We start from the raw sequence: 14,814 nt of genomic DNA, 5'->3' as shown, positions 1-14,814 counted from the left end.
TAGCCCCGCGAACGACAAGGCAAAAGCCCGACCAGGAATCTGATCGGGCGGGGAAAACTCCAGGTATAAAAGTGGCTTAATGATCTCTCAAGACGACCTCCGCTTTTCGACCACCCCGAAGGGTAACTTCTGGGGCTTATCGCGGAGATTTTCATTTTTCCGGGTACAATTTATACCACCTTCCGAAGGCTACTTTGCGTCCGGCAAAACCATGGGCAACGGAGTGCAGGTGCCATTGCTTTCGGGTAGGGCAATGCACCCGCGCTCCGCGCCAAATGGTTGTTCGCAAGATTATCTGCTGATCACAAAACCGGTCCGGCCCCGGGTAACCCCCGAAGCATCCGCCACCAGGAGCAGGTAGTATCCGGCGGGTAGGTGCTCGAGGTTCCAGGCATTGCCCGCCAGGGCGCCGTAGGTCATGGAGGCCATCGGACGACCGTAGATGTCCGTCACCGTCAGGAGGTCACCGGCCCGTACTTCGCGGTTAGGCACCGCGATATTGATCTCACCGGCCGTCGGATTGGGGTACACCATCAGGGTAACCTGCTGGGCCTCCTCGGCGCGCACGCTTACGGGAAGTCCTTCCTTGGCGATCCGGTGCCGGCTGTAGTTGGTGATGATCGGCTCGTTGAAATCAAAGTAAATGCCCGCCCGGTTGGTGATTTCATCACCGGGAATCAGGTCGGGATTGTGGTTGACCGAGAACGACACCACGCCCTGGCTGCCGGCGAGATTGACCGAGCTGTCGGGAAGCATGATGTTCGGGAAAGTGAAGGTGACCACCCGCTGGGTATCAATGGAGACGAAGTATTCGTGGCTGGCGGATTCCATTTTCATGGTCCTCAGGTCCAGGGCCTCACTGATCGTATCCCGGATGACCACGTTGAAGGCCGTATCGGTACCCGTGTTCTGGAAGCGAATGTTGTAGGTCAGTCGCGTGCCTTCTTCGATGTTGTTACCCCGAAAGCCGAGCGGGTAACCCAATTTGTCGTTGGGGTCGTAAGCGCCCACGTTGACCCGGCAGGCGATGGCCTCAGAGGGCAGTCCATTGCCCAGGGCAATGATGTTGGCAAAACCCGTAGAGAAGGTTCCGTTGGCGTTGGTGCCGCAGCCTTCGGCCAGCGCCGTGGGGGTATCGGAGCCCGGAGCGTTGGGCTCCTGGTTGGTGATCACCTGATAGGTGGTTCCGTTGGAGGGCAGGTTGACTTCAAAGGTACCCTGGGCGTCCAGCGGCTCTACGATGATGGGTTGGGGCGTCATCATGATCCCGTCCTCCACGACGATGTAGCTCAGGGGCACGCTCATCGGGTTATCCCCCACGTTGCGGATCGCGAAGGTGACCTCCTCCCCGTCACACTCAGCGCCGTTTACGTTCACCAAAGCCCCGTTCCAGGATTCATCGGGCACGCAGGGATCATTGGGGGTAATGAAGGCCTCGATACAGTGAGACTGCCCCAGTTGGGCGTCACAACTCACGGTGAAGTACAGCACGATCGTTCCGCTGCTGAAGGGGGGCAGGTCGCCTACCTGGAAGGTCAGCGTCTGTCCGTCCTGGGTAAAGTCTTGGCTGGCGTCAATATTAACCAGGAATTCATCCAGTTCTACGGTTATCTCGGCGTCTTCCGCCACGGCCGTGCCCAGGTTCTCGTACTCCACGTAGGCGAAGTTGCGGAAACAGCGGCGGAGGAAGGGAATGGACACACTGGTCGTCAGCATCGGACATTCCACCAGGGCGGGCAGGAACACGTCCGCCTGTACGTTGGCACCTCCCCCGGAGAGCGTTACCTCCAGCGGCGGCTCACAGGAACCGAAGGGCTGGTTGGGGTCCGAAACGGGCCGGACCTCGTAGGTACCCACGGGGATTTCCGCACTGTACTGTCCCGAGTCGTCCGTGATGGAGAAGTAGGTATCTCCCGTAATCACGTCCATGATTTCCACGATAACCCTCGGGGCGGGGAAATCTCCCGCGTCGAAGGAGCAGTTGGCGGCGTAGTCGATGTAGACCGTTCCACTGAGGATGTCACATTCGGGATTGGGCTCAAAGAAGGTCGTCAGCGTAACGGTATCACAGGAGTTGGAGACCACCACCCCGTAGATTCCGGGTTCGTTAGAGTCAAAGCAAATTTCGGGGCCCTGTCCGTTATTGGGAATCTCAACGCCATCCGGACCAAACCACTGGAAGTTAGCGTCGAAGGGGAAACCGCCGTTGCTGTTATTCGTCCAGACCCAGAGGCAGCGATCAAAACCACAGCCCAGGGTATCAGAGAAGGTGAACAGTTCGAGGTCATCCAGACTTTGTCCACCCACAACCAGTGCTTCTCCCTGGATGATGCAGGAGCCATCGGAATTGGTTCCCTCAACGAAATAGTTACCGGGGATGGAGGCCTCGATACTCACTCCCGTAGCAGTGAAATTCTGGGGGCCCGTCCAGGTGAAGGTAAAGTCTTGAATGGAGTCTACGGCGATGGTGACCGAGCCACCGTCACAGGGTAGGAAAAAAGGACTGAAGAAGGTGATTTCCGTAACGAAGGGTTGGAAGATGGTCCGATCAACGAACTCGCATCCGTTGGCGTCCGTTACCGTCACGGTGTAAACTTCACCGGCGATAAAGGGCCCGGTAATACTTTGGGTGGTTTCTCCGGTGTTCCAGAGGAATGCGTAGGGAGCCGTACCACCAAAGACTTCAACAAAGAAGCTGGCCACTTCTCCGGCGTCGCTACAGTTGTTTCCGCCGGTTTGGACGATATCGGCAAAGAAGGTAGAATCCGAAACTTCCAGGAAGATCGTTTCCGTAGACACACAGCCTTCGGAGTCCGTCATGGTCACGCCGTACTCTCCGGGAGAAAGACCGTCAATCGTGGAACCAGTATCCCCGGTGCTCCACTCGTAAACGAAGGGAGGAATACCGGAAACGGCTTCGGCCACCACAGTCCCGGTTTGTCCGCATCCGCCAATGCTTCCCGAAACCTCTACGTCACAGGCGGGAATGCGCCATCCGGCGTCAATGTCGGTCGCGTTTCCGTTAGGGTCTACGGTGAATAGTCTCGTGGTACCATTGAGGAAGAACACGTCGTTATCAATGGCGCGATCATTGCCGATCTGGTAGGCCGTGGGGACCAGCAGGTCCGGGACGTCAAAGTTCACGGAGTAGGTACCGCCGGGTACGTTGTCGAAACGGTACTCACCGTTGACGGTTACCGTAGTGGCGATGATGTTGTTGTTTCGAATCAGTTGTACGGCAGTTTCCACCGGGGGCTCGTTGGGCCCCTGAAGTCCGTTATCGTCCTGATCGCGCCAGCTTTGTCCGGAGATAGTAGCACAGGCACCGGAGCTGGAAGTGAGGAGAACTTCTTGCTGACACCCATTGGCGGAGGTTGCCACAACGAAGTAAACCCCATCCGGAACATTGAGGGTAATCACGTTGGTGTTCTCCAGCGTTTGGGTGAAGATCATCGTCTGGTTGGTGTTGAATATTTCGATCACAATCGGATAATCTTCTCCGATGGCGTTGATCGTCCACACCTGCGAGGTATCGTTGCAGTTGGTGGAATCGCCGGACATGAACACTTCAAGACCGAAACCAAAACAGGGGTCCGTCTGACACTCGGCGGGGCCATCAACGATTAGTTGGGTCCCGCAGTTGGGATTCGTCTCGTCGGTGACGACCAACATGGCCTCTTCCCCGAGGGGAATGGGTTGACTCACCAGAACCTCGTCGGTATTATAACTGCCGCAAACACCCCGAAGGGCTTCGGAACCGCACCAGAGCGAATCCCCGGTACCTTCCACGTCAAAAAAGACGACGTAGTTGTTGCCGTCAGGGGTACATTCGACCCCCTGGAAGTTGATGGTGATTTCGCATTGAGCGGACAGGGCGAGGGAAAAACAACAAAGGATCAGACCAAGTAAATAGCGCATGGGAAATAAGAATTATGATTTTCAGGCAAGAACTCTGCTTCGTGTAAGCTCTTTGACGCTACAATAATCCCGCATAGCCAAGCCATCACCAAGTACAAAATTGCTGTTTTGTTGAAAGTGATTCCTTCCACTTTTGCCTTAACTATTATAAAATAGGGCTTTTAGTGGTCACTTTTTCATAAATTGTTGACAACAATTAATTAACCGTTGCCCGTCAAGTGTCGTTACTACAACAAATAATTGAGGATTTAAGTCCCGGTGAATTTAAGAAAGCCCGGCGATGGCTGGAATCCCCCCTGCATAATCAACGGGCGGACGTCCGGGAGCTCTTCCTTTTGCGGTGGAAAAACCGGGCGGGTGATCCGGATAGTCGGGTGGAATTTAGGGCTATCTACGGTCAGGAACCCTTCCGGGCCGCGAAGCACCGTCAGTTAGAGCACCAGCTACTGAAGCGACTAGAGGCTTTCCTGGCCTGGTCGGTCTATTCCGAGAATACCTACCTCCACAACCGTTGTCTGCTGACGGCTTACCGGGAACGGGGCTTACGGGATCATTTATCGACCCGCTTACGGCGCTACCAGTCCGATGACTTTGCGGGGCTGGACCGCTATTCCTTTGAGTATTTCCACGCCCGGGAGGAATACGACGAGAACCTGGCCGGAGACCGCGGCGGCCGGGCCGACTATACCCTGGCGGAGCAACACCTGGAGCGGTACGTGCTGGCCCTTAAACTTCGGCAATCCACCATCAGTCTGGCGCACCAGCGTCTGCACAAGTCGGAAAACGCCTATCCCATCCCCCGCCTAGAGGATGTGCTGGCGGCCGCAGAGCAGCCACCCTTTTGCGACGACCCGGGTATTCATCTCTTTTACCTGGCCGCAAAAATTCAGCAGGCCGGACCCGAAGCGGCCGAAACTTATTTCCGGGAACTGGTCACGGGACTGGAAGAACGGGGCAATCTCTTTCCGCCCGACGACCACCGGAATCTGTTGGTATTGGCCATCAATTACGGTCTGCGCCGGGCCAACGCCGGCTGGGAGCCGGCCGTTCCCCTGACCTTCAACCTTTACCGCTTAGGACTGAGCCGCAACATTATTTACCAGCACGGGCAGCTCAGCCTGTTCTCCTTCAATAATATCCTCGCCCTGGCCATCCGTCTACAGGAGGTAGAATGGGCCGAGCACTTCCTGGACAGTCAGGAACAATTTCTCTCGCCGAAGGGCCGGGAGGAGGTGGTCGCCCTGGGCAGGGCCCGACTGGCCCTGGCGAACGGAGAAGACGGAGACGCCCTCCGCCACCTCCAGCAGGCGGATTTTCGTGACTTCATTCATCACCTCACCGCCCGGATTATTCAGCTGAAAATCTATTTCCGTCAGGACAGTTATATGCTCCTTCAGTCACACATCAGCAGCACCCGCAAGCTGCTGACCCGCAAGAAGAAAGCGAGTTATCACCTCGAAAATTACCGGAACATCTTTATGCTGGCCAGCGCCGTTTTACGGTTGCCCCCCGGAGACAAGGCTCCCCGGAAACAACTCCGCACCCGCGTCCTCGCCACAGAACCCTGCACCGAAAAGCCGTGGTTGCTCTCCTTAATTGATCAATCCTAGCCCGCCAGAAGCTCGTGCGCCCGAGCCAAAGCGGCGGCATTGTCCCGGATAACCTCGTCGGCTCCCTCAACGCCGTCATTGAGTCCAATCAGGTAGCAGCCCGCTCGTTTGGCCGCAATCCCCCCCGGACCGCTGTCTTCAATGGCCAGGCAATCCTCGGGCCGCAGGCCCAGCCGTTCTGCGGCCAGGAGATAGATATCCGGGGCGGGTTTCAGGTTTTCCACGTCCGTGGCCGTCACGACGATCTCCGTAAAGCGATCCAATTGCAGGGCGGGCACCACCACGTCGGTGTCGGCTCGCCCGCTGTTGGTGGCGATGGCCAGGGGGAAGCGTGCCGAAATGCTGGCCAGCGCTTCCGGGACGCCGGGGAAGGCGCGTCCTTCTTCACGAATCAGTTGATGGAAGCGGCCCTGCTTTCCCAGCACCAGAAAATCATCGTCGACCCCAAGCTGGTGTTCCCGGATCAACCAGGCGGCGACCACCCGGTCGCTGGTGCCGATCCACTGTTCGAACCAGTGGCGATCGTAGGTCAGAGAAAGCGTGTCCTGAAGAAACTGCAGCCACGCCCGGCAGTGCAGAGGTTCTGAATCCGCCAGCGTGCCGTCGAGGTCACACAGGAGGCCGCGAAATTGTGCCATAAAAAATTGAGGCTTGGTCCCGCGAAGGTAACCAAGCCAGTTCGATAAGCATACGTCGTATAGAAGAAGAAGTTACTTAACCAGTAACCGTTTGACGATCTCCGTGCCCTTATTCAGGACGGCTCCGCTGGTGCGGATCTGTTCGCTGGCCTTCTGGATTTGTTCCGAGGCCCGGGTAGTATCCATCTGCTGGCTTCTCCCGATCAGAAATCCGTAGCTAGCACCACTTAGCGCCAGCACCAGGACCAGGACGATGGTTGTCATTCTAGCTTTTAAGGAATTCATTGCTTGGGGTTTCTGTGATCTGTGCTTTAGTCAGTGAACTAAAGTACTAAACTCGCGCGTATTTAACGCCACGATAAAGGCAAAGGATCGGATTTCTCGACCAACGAACCCAAATGATCGACCAACGGACGGTATAAAATGGGCCGCGCCCGAAAATTTTGGCTTTTCCTTAAGAAATCAGCGCAAAATTTTCGGGCGCGGGAGCGTGAAGTGAAACGGAATACTCGGCTCAGCCGGTACAGGTGCCACGGCCGTCGGTCCGGCAGTGCACCTGATTTAGAAGGCCTTCATGACGTCCACCAGCGCCTGTACACTTTCCTTCGGCATGCTGTTGTAGATGCTGGCCCGGAAGCCCCCCACGGAGCGGTGTCCCTTCACCCCCTCGCAGCCGGCGGCTGCGGCCGCGGCCAGGAAGGGCTCCAGGTCCGCCTCATCGGTGGGTACGAAGGTTACGTTCATCAGGCTCCGGCTGGCGGGATCGGTAACCGTACCCCGGAATTTCGGGTTGCGATCAATCTCATCGTAGAGTAACTGGGCCTTTTCGGCGTTGTGCTTTTCCATCGCCTCCAGTCCTCCCTGGGCCTTTACCCAGCGCAGGGTCAGCATACTGACGTAGATCGGGAAAACGGGCGGCGTGTTGAAGGAAGACTTCTTGGCGATGTGGGTCCGGTAGTCCAGCATGGTGGGGAGGGTACGGTTGACCTGTCCCAGCAAATCCTTGCGGACGATAACCAGGGTGACCCCGGCGGGCCCCATGTTCTTCTGTGCTCCGGCGTAAATCAGGCCGAATTTCTCCAGGGGAATCCGCCGACTGAAAATATCGCTGGACATATCGCTGATCAACGGAGCGTCGGTATCGGGGAATTCCCGGAACTGCGTTCCGAAAATGGTATTGTTGCTCGTCAGGTGTACGTAGCGCAGTCCGTTGGGGATGTTGACGTCCTGGGGAATGTAGGTGTAGTTGCTATCCTTACTGCTGGCCAGGATTTCTACGTTACCGAAGTTCCGGGCTTCCTTGATGGCCTTGGCGGACCAGGCTCCGGTATCGATGTACCCGGCCGTCTGGTCTTCGGCCAGCAAGTTCATGGCCGAGAGGTAAAATTGACTGCTGGCCCCTCCGGTCAGAAAGAGCACGGCGTAATCATCACCGACTCCGAGTAGCTCACGCACCAGGCTTTCGGCCTCGTCGAGGATTTTTACGAAGTCCGCGGACCGGTGGCTGATTTCCAGGACGGAAAGGCCGCTCCCGTTGAGGTTAGCCACGCCGGCGGCGGCTTCTTGAATTACACTGGCGGGAAGGATGGCCGGACCGGCACTGAAATTATGCTTTTTCATGTTAAGGGGCTATTTGGGCGCAAAAATACGTTTTTTCGCCACCTGCATTAGCCAACATTCATAAGCTTTAGCATCTTTATACTATCGATAACCAACGTAATGATTTGATGCGGACTTCCTTTTCGGTGTTTTCCTCTTTTCTTCTTGCCCTAATCGTATTGATTAATCCTTTGTTCCTGGGTGCCTCGGAGGCCCTGTCCGACGGGGGCAGTTCCCCCGAAACTACGACCTCCAACGATACGTCCTGCCGGACCTTCAGCGACACCAGTGATCCCGACGAGGCGGAAACCAATTACGTCATTTACCGTAACCTGATCAAGGCCAACGAAAAGGAAGAGGCCATGAAGGTCTGGCGTAAGGTTTACGCCACCAGTCCCGCCGCCGACGGGCGGCGCCCCACGGTCTACACCGACGGCGTGGCCTTCTTCTCCGAGTTAATCCGCCAGTACCCTGACCGGAAACAAGCCTACGGAGATACCATCCTTATGCTTTACCAGCAGGCCCGTGATTGTTACCCGGGCGATGGCTACATGGCCGCCATTCAGGGTTTCGACAGCTACTACACCTACGAGGGCCTGGCCACCAAAGACGAGGTTTTCGCTCTGTTTAAGGAAAGCCTGGAAATTGATGGGCCGGAAAAACTACAGTATTTCGTCATCAATCCCATGTCCAGCCTGCTCGTCGAGCAGCATCGGGAGGGCAAAATTGAAGCCGACGAAGCCAAGGAAATCTCCGATGCCCTCATGACGCGCCTTGAAAAGGGCCTGGCCGAATGTGAGGGACGCTACTGCGAGGCCTGGGAGACCATCAAGGCCTATACCCCCGACGTGCTCCGTTACTTTGAAACGGTGAAGGGCTTTTACGACTGTGACTACTACATCAATCAGTATTACCAGGATTTCCTGGACAACCCTACTGACTGCGACGTCATCCTAACGGTTTTCAGCCGTCTGAAGTACGGGGAGTGTCTGGAGGGCAGTCCGGAATTTGATGCCGTCAGCAAGGCTTACGCCGAGAACTGCGTGGTGACGGCGGGGCCATCTACCCTCAAGATTGCCTTTGACAACCTCAAGGACGGAGAATACGATACGGCCATCGAAAACTTCCTGGCCGCTTCCGAAGAAACGGATGATGCGGAGAAGAAGGGGCGCTATCTGCTGTACGCCGCCAAAGTGTACTACAGCCACAAGCGGAACTTCCGCGAGGCCCGCAAGTATGCCCTGCGGGCGGCCGGAGCGAACCCGAATTCCGGTGAACCCTACATGCTCATCGGCACCCTGTATGCGTCCAGTGGGCCGCTTTGCGGACCGGGCACGGGCTTTGACTCCCAGATCGTTACCTGGCCGGCCATCGATAAGTGGCAGCGGGCTAAGGCAATCGAGCCGGCCCTGGCTTCCGAAGCCAATAAATTCATCAATCGCTACGCCCAGTACATGCCCTCCAAGTCGGACATCTTCCAGCGGGGCATCAACGAGGGAGATAAGTTCTTCGTGGGGTGTTGGATTCAGGAATCCACCCGGGTAAGGACGCCGTAGGAAAGCAGATTCGACGGGGGAAGCTGGCCACCTCCCGGTGGTGGGTACGGACAAAGACCGTCCCCAGGAAAATTATTTATTCCCGGCGACGGTCCTACGAATACCCCTTAGGTATTGCTCTCGAAGCCTGTATGCTACGAGATGACGGACCGTTACACTTCACCTGAATTTTTTCTTAAATTAATTCCGTGGGTGGAGAAGATACCGCGGGTTATTCTCAAGTAGGAGTATCCCGATCATCCGCGCGCCCCCTCCCCTACACCATCCGTTTGGCAATCCCCTAATCCTTGTATCTTTGCCCACCGGTATAAACAGAACCCTCCCATGGCGAAAAAATTCAAGCGCGGACAACCAAGTAAAGATGCCCTCAGTAACAGCCTGGGCGACGTCCTGAAGAAGGGCGCCGGAGTCAATGCCGTTTTTGGGGAGCGCCAGGTCCAGGAGACCCTGGCCAAGCCCACCGCCGAGGCGGTGTCTACCCTGAGCCGCAATTTCGCCATGTTGCCCCTAGACAAGATCTTCCCTAATCCGGATCAGCCCCGGAAGGAATTTGAGCAGGAGCCGCTGGATGAACTCACGGACAGCATCCGGGCTCACGGCATCATCCAGCCCATCACCGTGCGGCACATGGGCGACGGTAGCTACCAGATCATCAGCGGGGAGCGGCGCTACCGGGCCAGTAAGGCCGCCGAATTAACGGAAGTCCCCGCCTTCATCCGCACCGCCAATGACCAGACCCTGCTGGAAATGGCGTTGATCGAGAACGTCCTGCGGCAGGACCTCAACCCCATGGAAATTGCCTACAGCTACCTGCGGCTCAAACAGGAATTCAAGTTGACGCAAAAGGAGCTCAGCGACCGCGTAGGCATTAAGCGCTCCACCGTGGCCAACTATCTGGGGATTTTGGAAACCAGCCCCATGGTGCAGGAAGCCATTAAAAACAACCAGCTCACCATTGGTGCGGCAAAGGCTTTTGCGGGCATCAAGGACAAACAACTCCAGGAGCTTTTCCTCAAGGACATCCTCGACCATCCCGAATGGAGTATCCGGAAGATTGAACAGGAAGCCAAGTCTTACAAGGAAAAGACCAAGGTGAGCAAGAACCGGCAGCCCTCCAACGACGAACTGAAGGAGGTCAAGCAAGCTTTCCAGGCCTTCTTCGGCACCAAACAGATCAAAATCGACCTGGAAGACAAGGACGCCAAGTCCGGCTCCATCACCATTAAATTCAAAAATCAGGAAGAACTGGAGGGATTCTACAAATCCGTAGAATAATTCCTCCCCTGGCCCACGTTTTGCCTGCGTTACTCGTCTTGTTTACGGCATACCTTAAGACCACCCCAACCAAGTAAGCATGCGTACCCACTTGTACGATACCCTTTCGGGCACTTCGCCATTTTTGCGGCTTTCGGGGATGGTCATCCTGGGTCTGATCTTTTCCTGTGCTTTATCCGCCCAGGCCGACACCCTGCAAAGAGATGAACTGCTGATGGACGAGGCCGACACCTTACTGACGCTTGCCTCCGTTCAACGTAACCCCCGCAACGCCCTCCTCTGGGCGGCCATTCCGGGTGGAGGGCAGGTGTACAACCGTCGGTGGTGGAAGGTGCCGCTCGTCTATGGCGGTTTGCTGGGCATCATTGCCTACGCCGACTTCAACCAAACCCGCTACGTGCGCTTCCGCACCGCCCTCGAAAACCGCTGTCTCGGCGACGGAAACGTGATCCGAATTCCGGAGTCCCAGTGTTTCGTTACCGACGATGAGTTCCCGCAGGAACAAGTCTCCGATCAGGCCCTCATTACGGCCAGAGACAACGCCGACCGTGGTCGGCAAACCGCCTACATCGGCATTTTTGTGGTTTACTTGCTTCAGGCCGTCGAAGCCTACAGCGACGCTCACCTTCAGGAATTTGACATCAGCGATGACCTGTCCATCCGTCTTCAGCCTACCGTGCAGCCCGACGGAACGCTGGCGGCCGGACTGGTGGTCCCCCTCGGCGGCGGCGCGCAGTTGCGCCGCCAGGAGCGGGAGGTACAACGACTGCGGTCCGCCCGGTAGGCGGCGCTACTGCTCCCTGCGCAGGATCAAGTGACTTCCTTCGCGCACCACCAGTAACCAGTGACGGCCATCCAGAGGAACGATCTTCGTGATCATACTGCGGTTACGGACTCCCCCCAGGTCAATGACGGACACTTCACCGGCCTCGTCAATCAGTTGGAGGGCCGCACCGTCCAGACGGCCGAGGCGGGGAAGTACGGTGGTGAAGTTGCCCGCCAACAGCATCCGCTCCCCGTCCAGTATTTCGTGGTTTACGGGCACGGGTTGCAACTCCGGTGCGAGGTAGTCCACCTCCCATTCCACGTCCTCCGCCTCCAGTTTATACAAGATCAGGTTATCCAGTTCCTCGGCGGTGCCCACCGGGGCACCCAACTCGGGGAAGCTTTCGTCCACGCTGCGCCGACTGAAATCCGCGTAGCTCAGATTATTCCGCCGCAGAGAAGGTAGCTGGGTACCGAGCTCATCCTTGTCCGCCCAGCTGTACTCCTGAGCGTTCCGTCGGTAAGTGATCAGGGGGTCACGGCGACCGTTGCCGTCAAGGTCGTCCCGGTAAAGGAACAATGGCCCCTCGTTGTAGGGGTCCCCCAGACTGGTGTTGCGGGTCAGGTTACCCACGACCAGCTCCCGCGTGGAATCGGGAAACTCTACCAGGCTCACGGAATGATAGAGACCGGCGGGACCAAAGTCCAGTACCTGCCAATCCTCCCCGGCCAAATCCACCAACTTGAGCTGTTGCCAGGGACCGACGGCAATAATTTCCCGGTTGTCCCGTATCCAAACCGCATCCCGCATGCCCGCCAACGGTAGGCGAATGGTATCCATCGTTCCGTTCCCCCGGTTATCGAGCCGGTAAACCGGTGTCCGTTCTCCGAAGGAACTACCGTCGGACTGCGTCAGGACCAGTAAATCCTGGTCGCCGTCTTCGTCGAAATCCCCTGCAAGTATGTGTGACGGGATGAAGGGCAGCTGGGGGAGGCATTCCTCGCAGTCCGTAAGCTCGGCTCCCCTCTGATCGTAGAGCCGGAGCTTCCCCCGATCGTCCCCGATCAGCAGATGATTGCCCCGGGTACTGTCCAGGCGAACGTAGACCGCCGCGGTGACCCGATCCTCGGTGTCAATTTCGGCCAGTGTGACCAGTTTTTCCCCGTCAAAGCGGTACAGCGCCGGAGCACCGTCCCCGCCCCCCAAAAACAAGGGCTCTCCCGCGAGCTGGGCCACTACGGGGGCGCCCAGGGGCGCGGCCCAGGGCCGCAGGGGTTCGCGGTCAAAGTCTTGGGCTACCCTACTCTGGTGGACGATGGGCGTTTCCCGTACGGAGTACCGGGCCGCCGGTGAGGTGGACATCTTCCCCGCCGGTCCGATTTGCAATTTGTCCAACCTGCCCCACTGCAGTACGTAGCGGGTGGCCGTGCCGGCGGTGGCATCAATACGGATGAGGGAGTCCAGTCCCCCGCCCTCCGGCAGCCGGAAGCTGAAGCGGTCATCCGACTGGGAAAGCTGGCCGCGCTGCGGGCCCCAGGCCCGCATCACCATGGTGCCATCCGACAGGTAGGCCCGATAGGTGACTGCCCCGGAACGCAGGGCCACGTCCTGAATGTTGATGATGCGCAAGGTGGTTTCGTAATTCGAGTTGTCTTCCACCCGGTAGTAGACCATGGCCGAAGTGCCCGGCAGAGCCACCGAATCGCGGGAGCGGGCCACCTCAAGCAGCGTATTCTCGTAGATACTGGCCGGCTCGTTCAGGTGAGTGACTACGACGTCAAGGTCGCCGTCGCCGTCGAAGTCGGCCACGGCCGCACCGGTCGAGCTGCCCACGTGCTCCAGTCCGCTGGGGTCCGTATCCTCGCCCCGTGGAGCGAATTCGAAGTAGGGTCCCTGATCATAAAACTGGTTGGCGACCCTTCCGGGCGGCATTTGTTCGGCCAGTTCCAGGTTGGTGGCCGTCCGGGCCAGGTCCGAAGAGATGAACTTCAAATAGTCCAGGTCGTTGGGCCGCCGTTCGATGCCGTTGGCCACGAACACCTCTTTCCAACCGTCGAAGTCGAAATCTTCAGACAGCACGGACCAACTCCAGTCACTGGCCTCCAGGCCGACCAACTGTCCGATTTCCGTGAAATAGCCATCTCCGCGGTTCCACTGCAGGTTATTGCGGGGTACCTGGTCGTAGTAACCCAGTTCCCGCTTGATGGCGTAGACATTATAGGCATCGGCGTTGGCGGTGTGCTTCAGCACGACTTCATCGCTGGGCCGCATATCGAGGGTGAGCAGGTCCGGTCGGCCATCTTCGTCGAGGTCCAGCAGGTCATTGCCCATACTGAACTGACTGCTGTGGCCCATCCGCTCGCGGACGGACTCCCGGAAGGTGCCGTCTCCCTGATTGAGGTAGTAGTAATCGTTTTCGGAAAAGTCGTTGCAGACGTAGAGGTCCGGATAGCCATTCTGGTCAAAATCCGTAATGGCCGCGGACAGACCGTAACCGATTTTGGAGGAATACATCCCGGCGGCCGCGGTAACGTTGACGAAGCGGGGGGTGCTGGCGGTGGCGGAATTGACGTCGTTGCGGAGCAGGAGGTCCCCGGCCAGGGAGTCCATTATTTCACGGCCCTGGGCCGTGCCGTAGGTGGCGTCGTTGTGGACCGAGTGCCGCAGCAGGTACATATCCTGATCGCCGTCCAGGTCGTAATCAAACCAGTAGGCCTGGGTGTTGAAGCCGGCGAAATCCAGTCCGTAATCGGCGGCCTGCTCCCGAAAAGTACCGTCGGCCTGCTGGACGAAGAGTTCATTCTTGCCCGTAAGGCCCTTGTATCCGCTGACGTTACAGACGTATATATCCTGCCGCCCATCCTGATTGACGTCGGTGATGGACACACCGGTGGACCAACTGCCGGCACCTGCGACCTCGCCCTCTTCCGTTGCGTCCCGGAATTGCCAATTCCCCTCGTTGATGTAGTACTTATTCGGTTGCTGGTTGTTGGTAAAGTACAAATCCGGCAGGCCATCGCCGTTGATGTCGGTGGCCGCCACCCCACCCCCGTTGTAGTAATAGAGGTACTCGATGATGTTGAAATCCTCCGTGGGCTTGAGGGCATTAGTGCTCTCGATGCCCGCATCCTGCCGTACCCGGAAGAGCAGGGGGGAGTTTTCCGGGGCGAGGTCGCAGGTGCAAAGCAGACCGGCAAGACCGCCAAGCAGAAGGGTATAACAAATGATGGACGTAGGGCGCACGGACGATAATTCTGGTGGCGCGAAGATAGGCGTAGCGGCGCACACATCCGGCGGAGGATGGTCGATACGTTCAGCGCAGGTGACCGTCGAGACGTTCCACGTTGAGCCATTTCCGGCGCCGGATATCTCTCCGGGAAGGACTGCTTTACCTAGTTAATCGGGTAAGCGCAGGGCCGCCCGTGGGTTTTATGGCGATGGCCAGGGCACAA

Annotated in this window: 9 protein-coding genes; 4 read left to right on the top strand and 5 right to left on the bottom strand. The window is 57.6% G+C overall.

Annotated elements, in window-relative coordinates:
• Positions 1 to 291: 291 nt before the first annotated feature.
• Positions 292 to 3,918, bottom strand: coding sequence for an SdrD B-like domain-containing protein (locus tag E1J53_RS09850; RefSeq protein WP_134272756.1), 3,627 nt, complete (start codon positions 3,916 to 3,918; stop codon positions 292 to 294).
• 218 nt (positions 3,919 to 4,136) lie between these two features.
• On the opposite strand from E1J53_RS09850, the gene E1J53_RS09845 reads away from it, so the two are divergent.
• Positions 4,137 to 5,528 carry a hypothetical protein gene (locus tag E1J53_RS09845; RefSeq protein ID WP_134272755.1) on the top strand — a complete coding sequence of 464 codons (1,392 nt, stop codon included), beginning with the start codon at positions 4,137 to 4,139 and terminating at the stop codon, positions 5,526 to 5,528.
• Here the strand turns inward: E1J53_RS09845 and E1J53_RS09840 are convergent.
• From E1J53_RS09840 to serC, 3 genes are all read right to left on the bottom strand, one after another.
• On the bottom strand, positions 5,525 to 6,166 hold the full coding sequence (locus E1J53_RS09840) for an HAD family phosphatase (RefSeq protein ID WP_134272754.1): 642 nt from the start codon (positions 6,164 to 6,166) through the stop codon (positions 5,525 to 5,527). The genes E1J53_RS09845 and E1J53_RS09840 overlap by 4 nt on opposite strands.
• Before the next feature lie 72 nt (positions 6,167 to 6,238).
• On the bottom strand, positions 6,239 to 6,451 hold the full coding sequence (locus E1J53_RS09835; protein WP_134272753.1) for a hypothetical protein: 213 nt from the start codon (positions 6,449 to 6,451) through the stop codon (positions 6,239 to 6,241).
• A gap of 276 nt (positions 6,452 to 6,727) precedes the next feature.
• Positions 6,728 to 7,786 (bottom strand): 3-phosphoserine/phosphohydroxythreonine transaminase, encoded by a 1,059-nt coding sequence (gene serC / locus E1J53_RS09830; protein WP_134272752.1) that lies wholly within the window; start codon positions 7,784 to 7,786, stop codon positions 6,728 to 6,730.
• A gap of 107 nt (positions 7,787 to 7,893) precedes the next feature.
• Here serC and E1J53_RS09825 point away from each other — a divergent pair, with 107 nt between their 5' ends.
• The 3 genes from E1J53_RS09825 (at position 7,894) to E1J53_RS09815 (ending at position 11,380) form a co-directional block, all read left to right on the top strand.
• Positions 7,894 to 9,321: a lipopolysaccharide assembly protein LapB gene (locus E1J53_RS09825; protein WP_134272751.1), complete on the top strand. Its 1,428-nt coding sequence runs from the start codon at positions 7,894 to 7,896 to the stop codon at positions 9,319 to 9,321.
• Between the two features lie 324 nt (positions 9,322 to 9,645).
• A complete protein-coding gene (locus E1J53_RS09820) occupies positions 9,646 to 10,596 on the top strand; it encodes a ParB/RepB/Spo0J family partition protein (protein ID WP_134272750.1) in 951 nt (316 codons plus the stop codon).
• Between the two features lie 79 nt (positions 10,597 to 10,675).
• Positions 10,676 to 11,380, top strand: a complete 705-nt coding sequence (locus tag E1J53_RS09815) for a DUF5683 domain-containing protein (RefSeq protein WP_134272749.1) — start codon at positions 10,676 to 10,678, stop codon at positions 11,378 to 11,380.
• A gap of 6 nt (positions 11,381 to 11,386) precedes the next feature.
• Here E1J53_RS09815 and E1J53_RS09810 read toward each other — a convergent pair whose 3' ends face one another.
• Positions 11,387 to 14,605 (bottom strand): VCBS repeat-containing protein, encoded by a 3,219-nt coding sequence (locus E1J53_RS09810; RefSeq protein WP_134272748.1) that lies wholly within the window; start codon positions 14,603 to 14,605, stop codon positions 11,387 to 11,389.
• Positions 14,606 to 14,814: the final 209 nt, after the last annotated feature.

This window comes from Lewinella sp. W8, assembly GCF_004375085.3.
Lineage (GTDB): Bacteria > Bacteroidota > Bacteroidia > Chitinophagales > Saprospiraceae > Neolewinella.
This window is presented reverse-complemented; position numbering and strand designations above follow the sequence as displayed.

Excerpts from the sequence above, each read along its gene's own strand:
- E1J53_RS09820 (WP_134272750.1), top strand. The coding sequence starts at position 9,646 with ATGGCGAAAAAATTCAAGCGCGGACAACCAAGTAAAGATGCCCTCAGT.
- E1J53_RS09825 (WP_134272751.1), top strand. The coding sequence starts at position 7,894 with ATGCGGACTTCCTTTTCGGTGTTTTCCTCTTTTCTTCTTGCCCTAATC.
- serC (WP_134272752.1), bottom strand. The coding sequence starts at position 7,786 with ATGAAAAAGCATAATTTCAGTGCCGGTCCGGCCATCCTTCCCGCCAGT.
- E1J53_RS09835 (WP_134272753.1), bottom strand. The coding sequence starts at position 6,451 with ATGAATTCCTTAAAAGCTAGAATGACAACCATCGTCCTGGTCCTGGTG.
- E1J53_RS09850 (WP_134272756.1), bottom strand. The coding sequence starts at position 3,918 with ATGCGCTATTTACTTGGTCTGATCCTTTGTTGTTTTTCCCTCGCCCTG.
- E1J53_RS09815 (WP_134272749.1), top strand. The coding sequence starts at position 10,676 with ATGCGTACCCACTTGTACGATACCCTTTCGGGCACTTCGCCATTTTTG.
- E1J53_RS09840 (WP_134272754.1), bottom strand. The coding sequence starts at position 6,166 with ATGGCACAATTTCGCGGCCTCCTGTGTGACCTCGACGGCACGCTGGCG.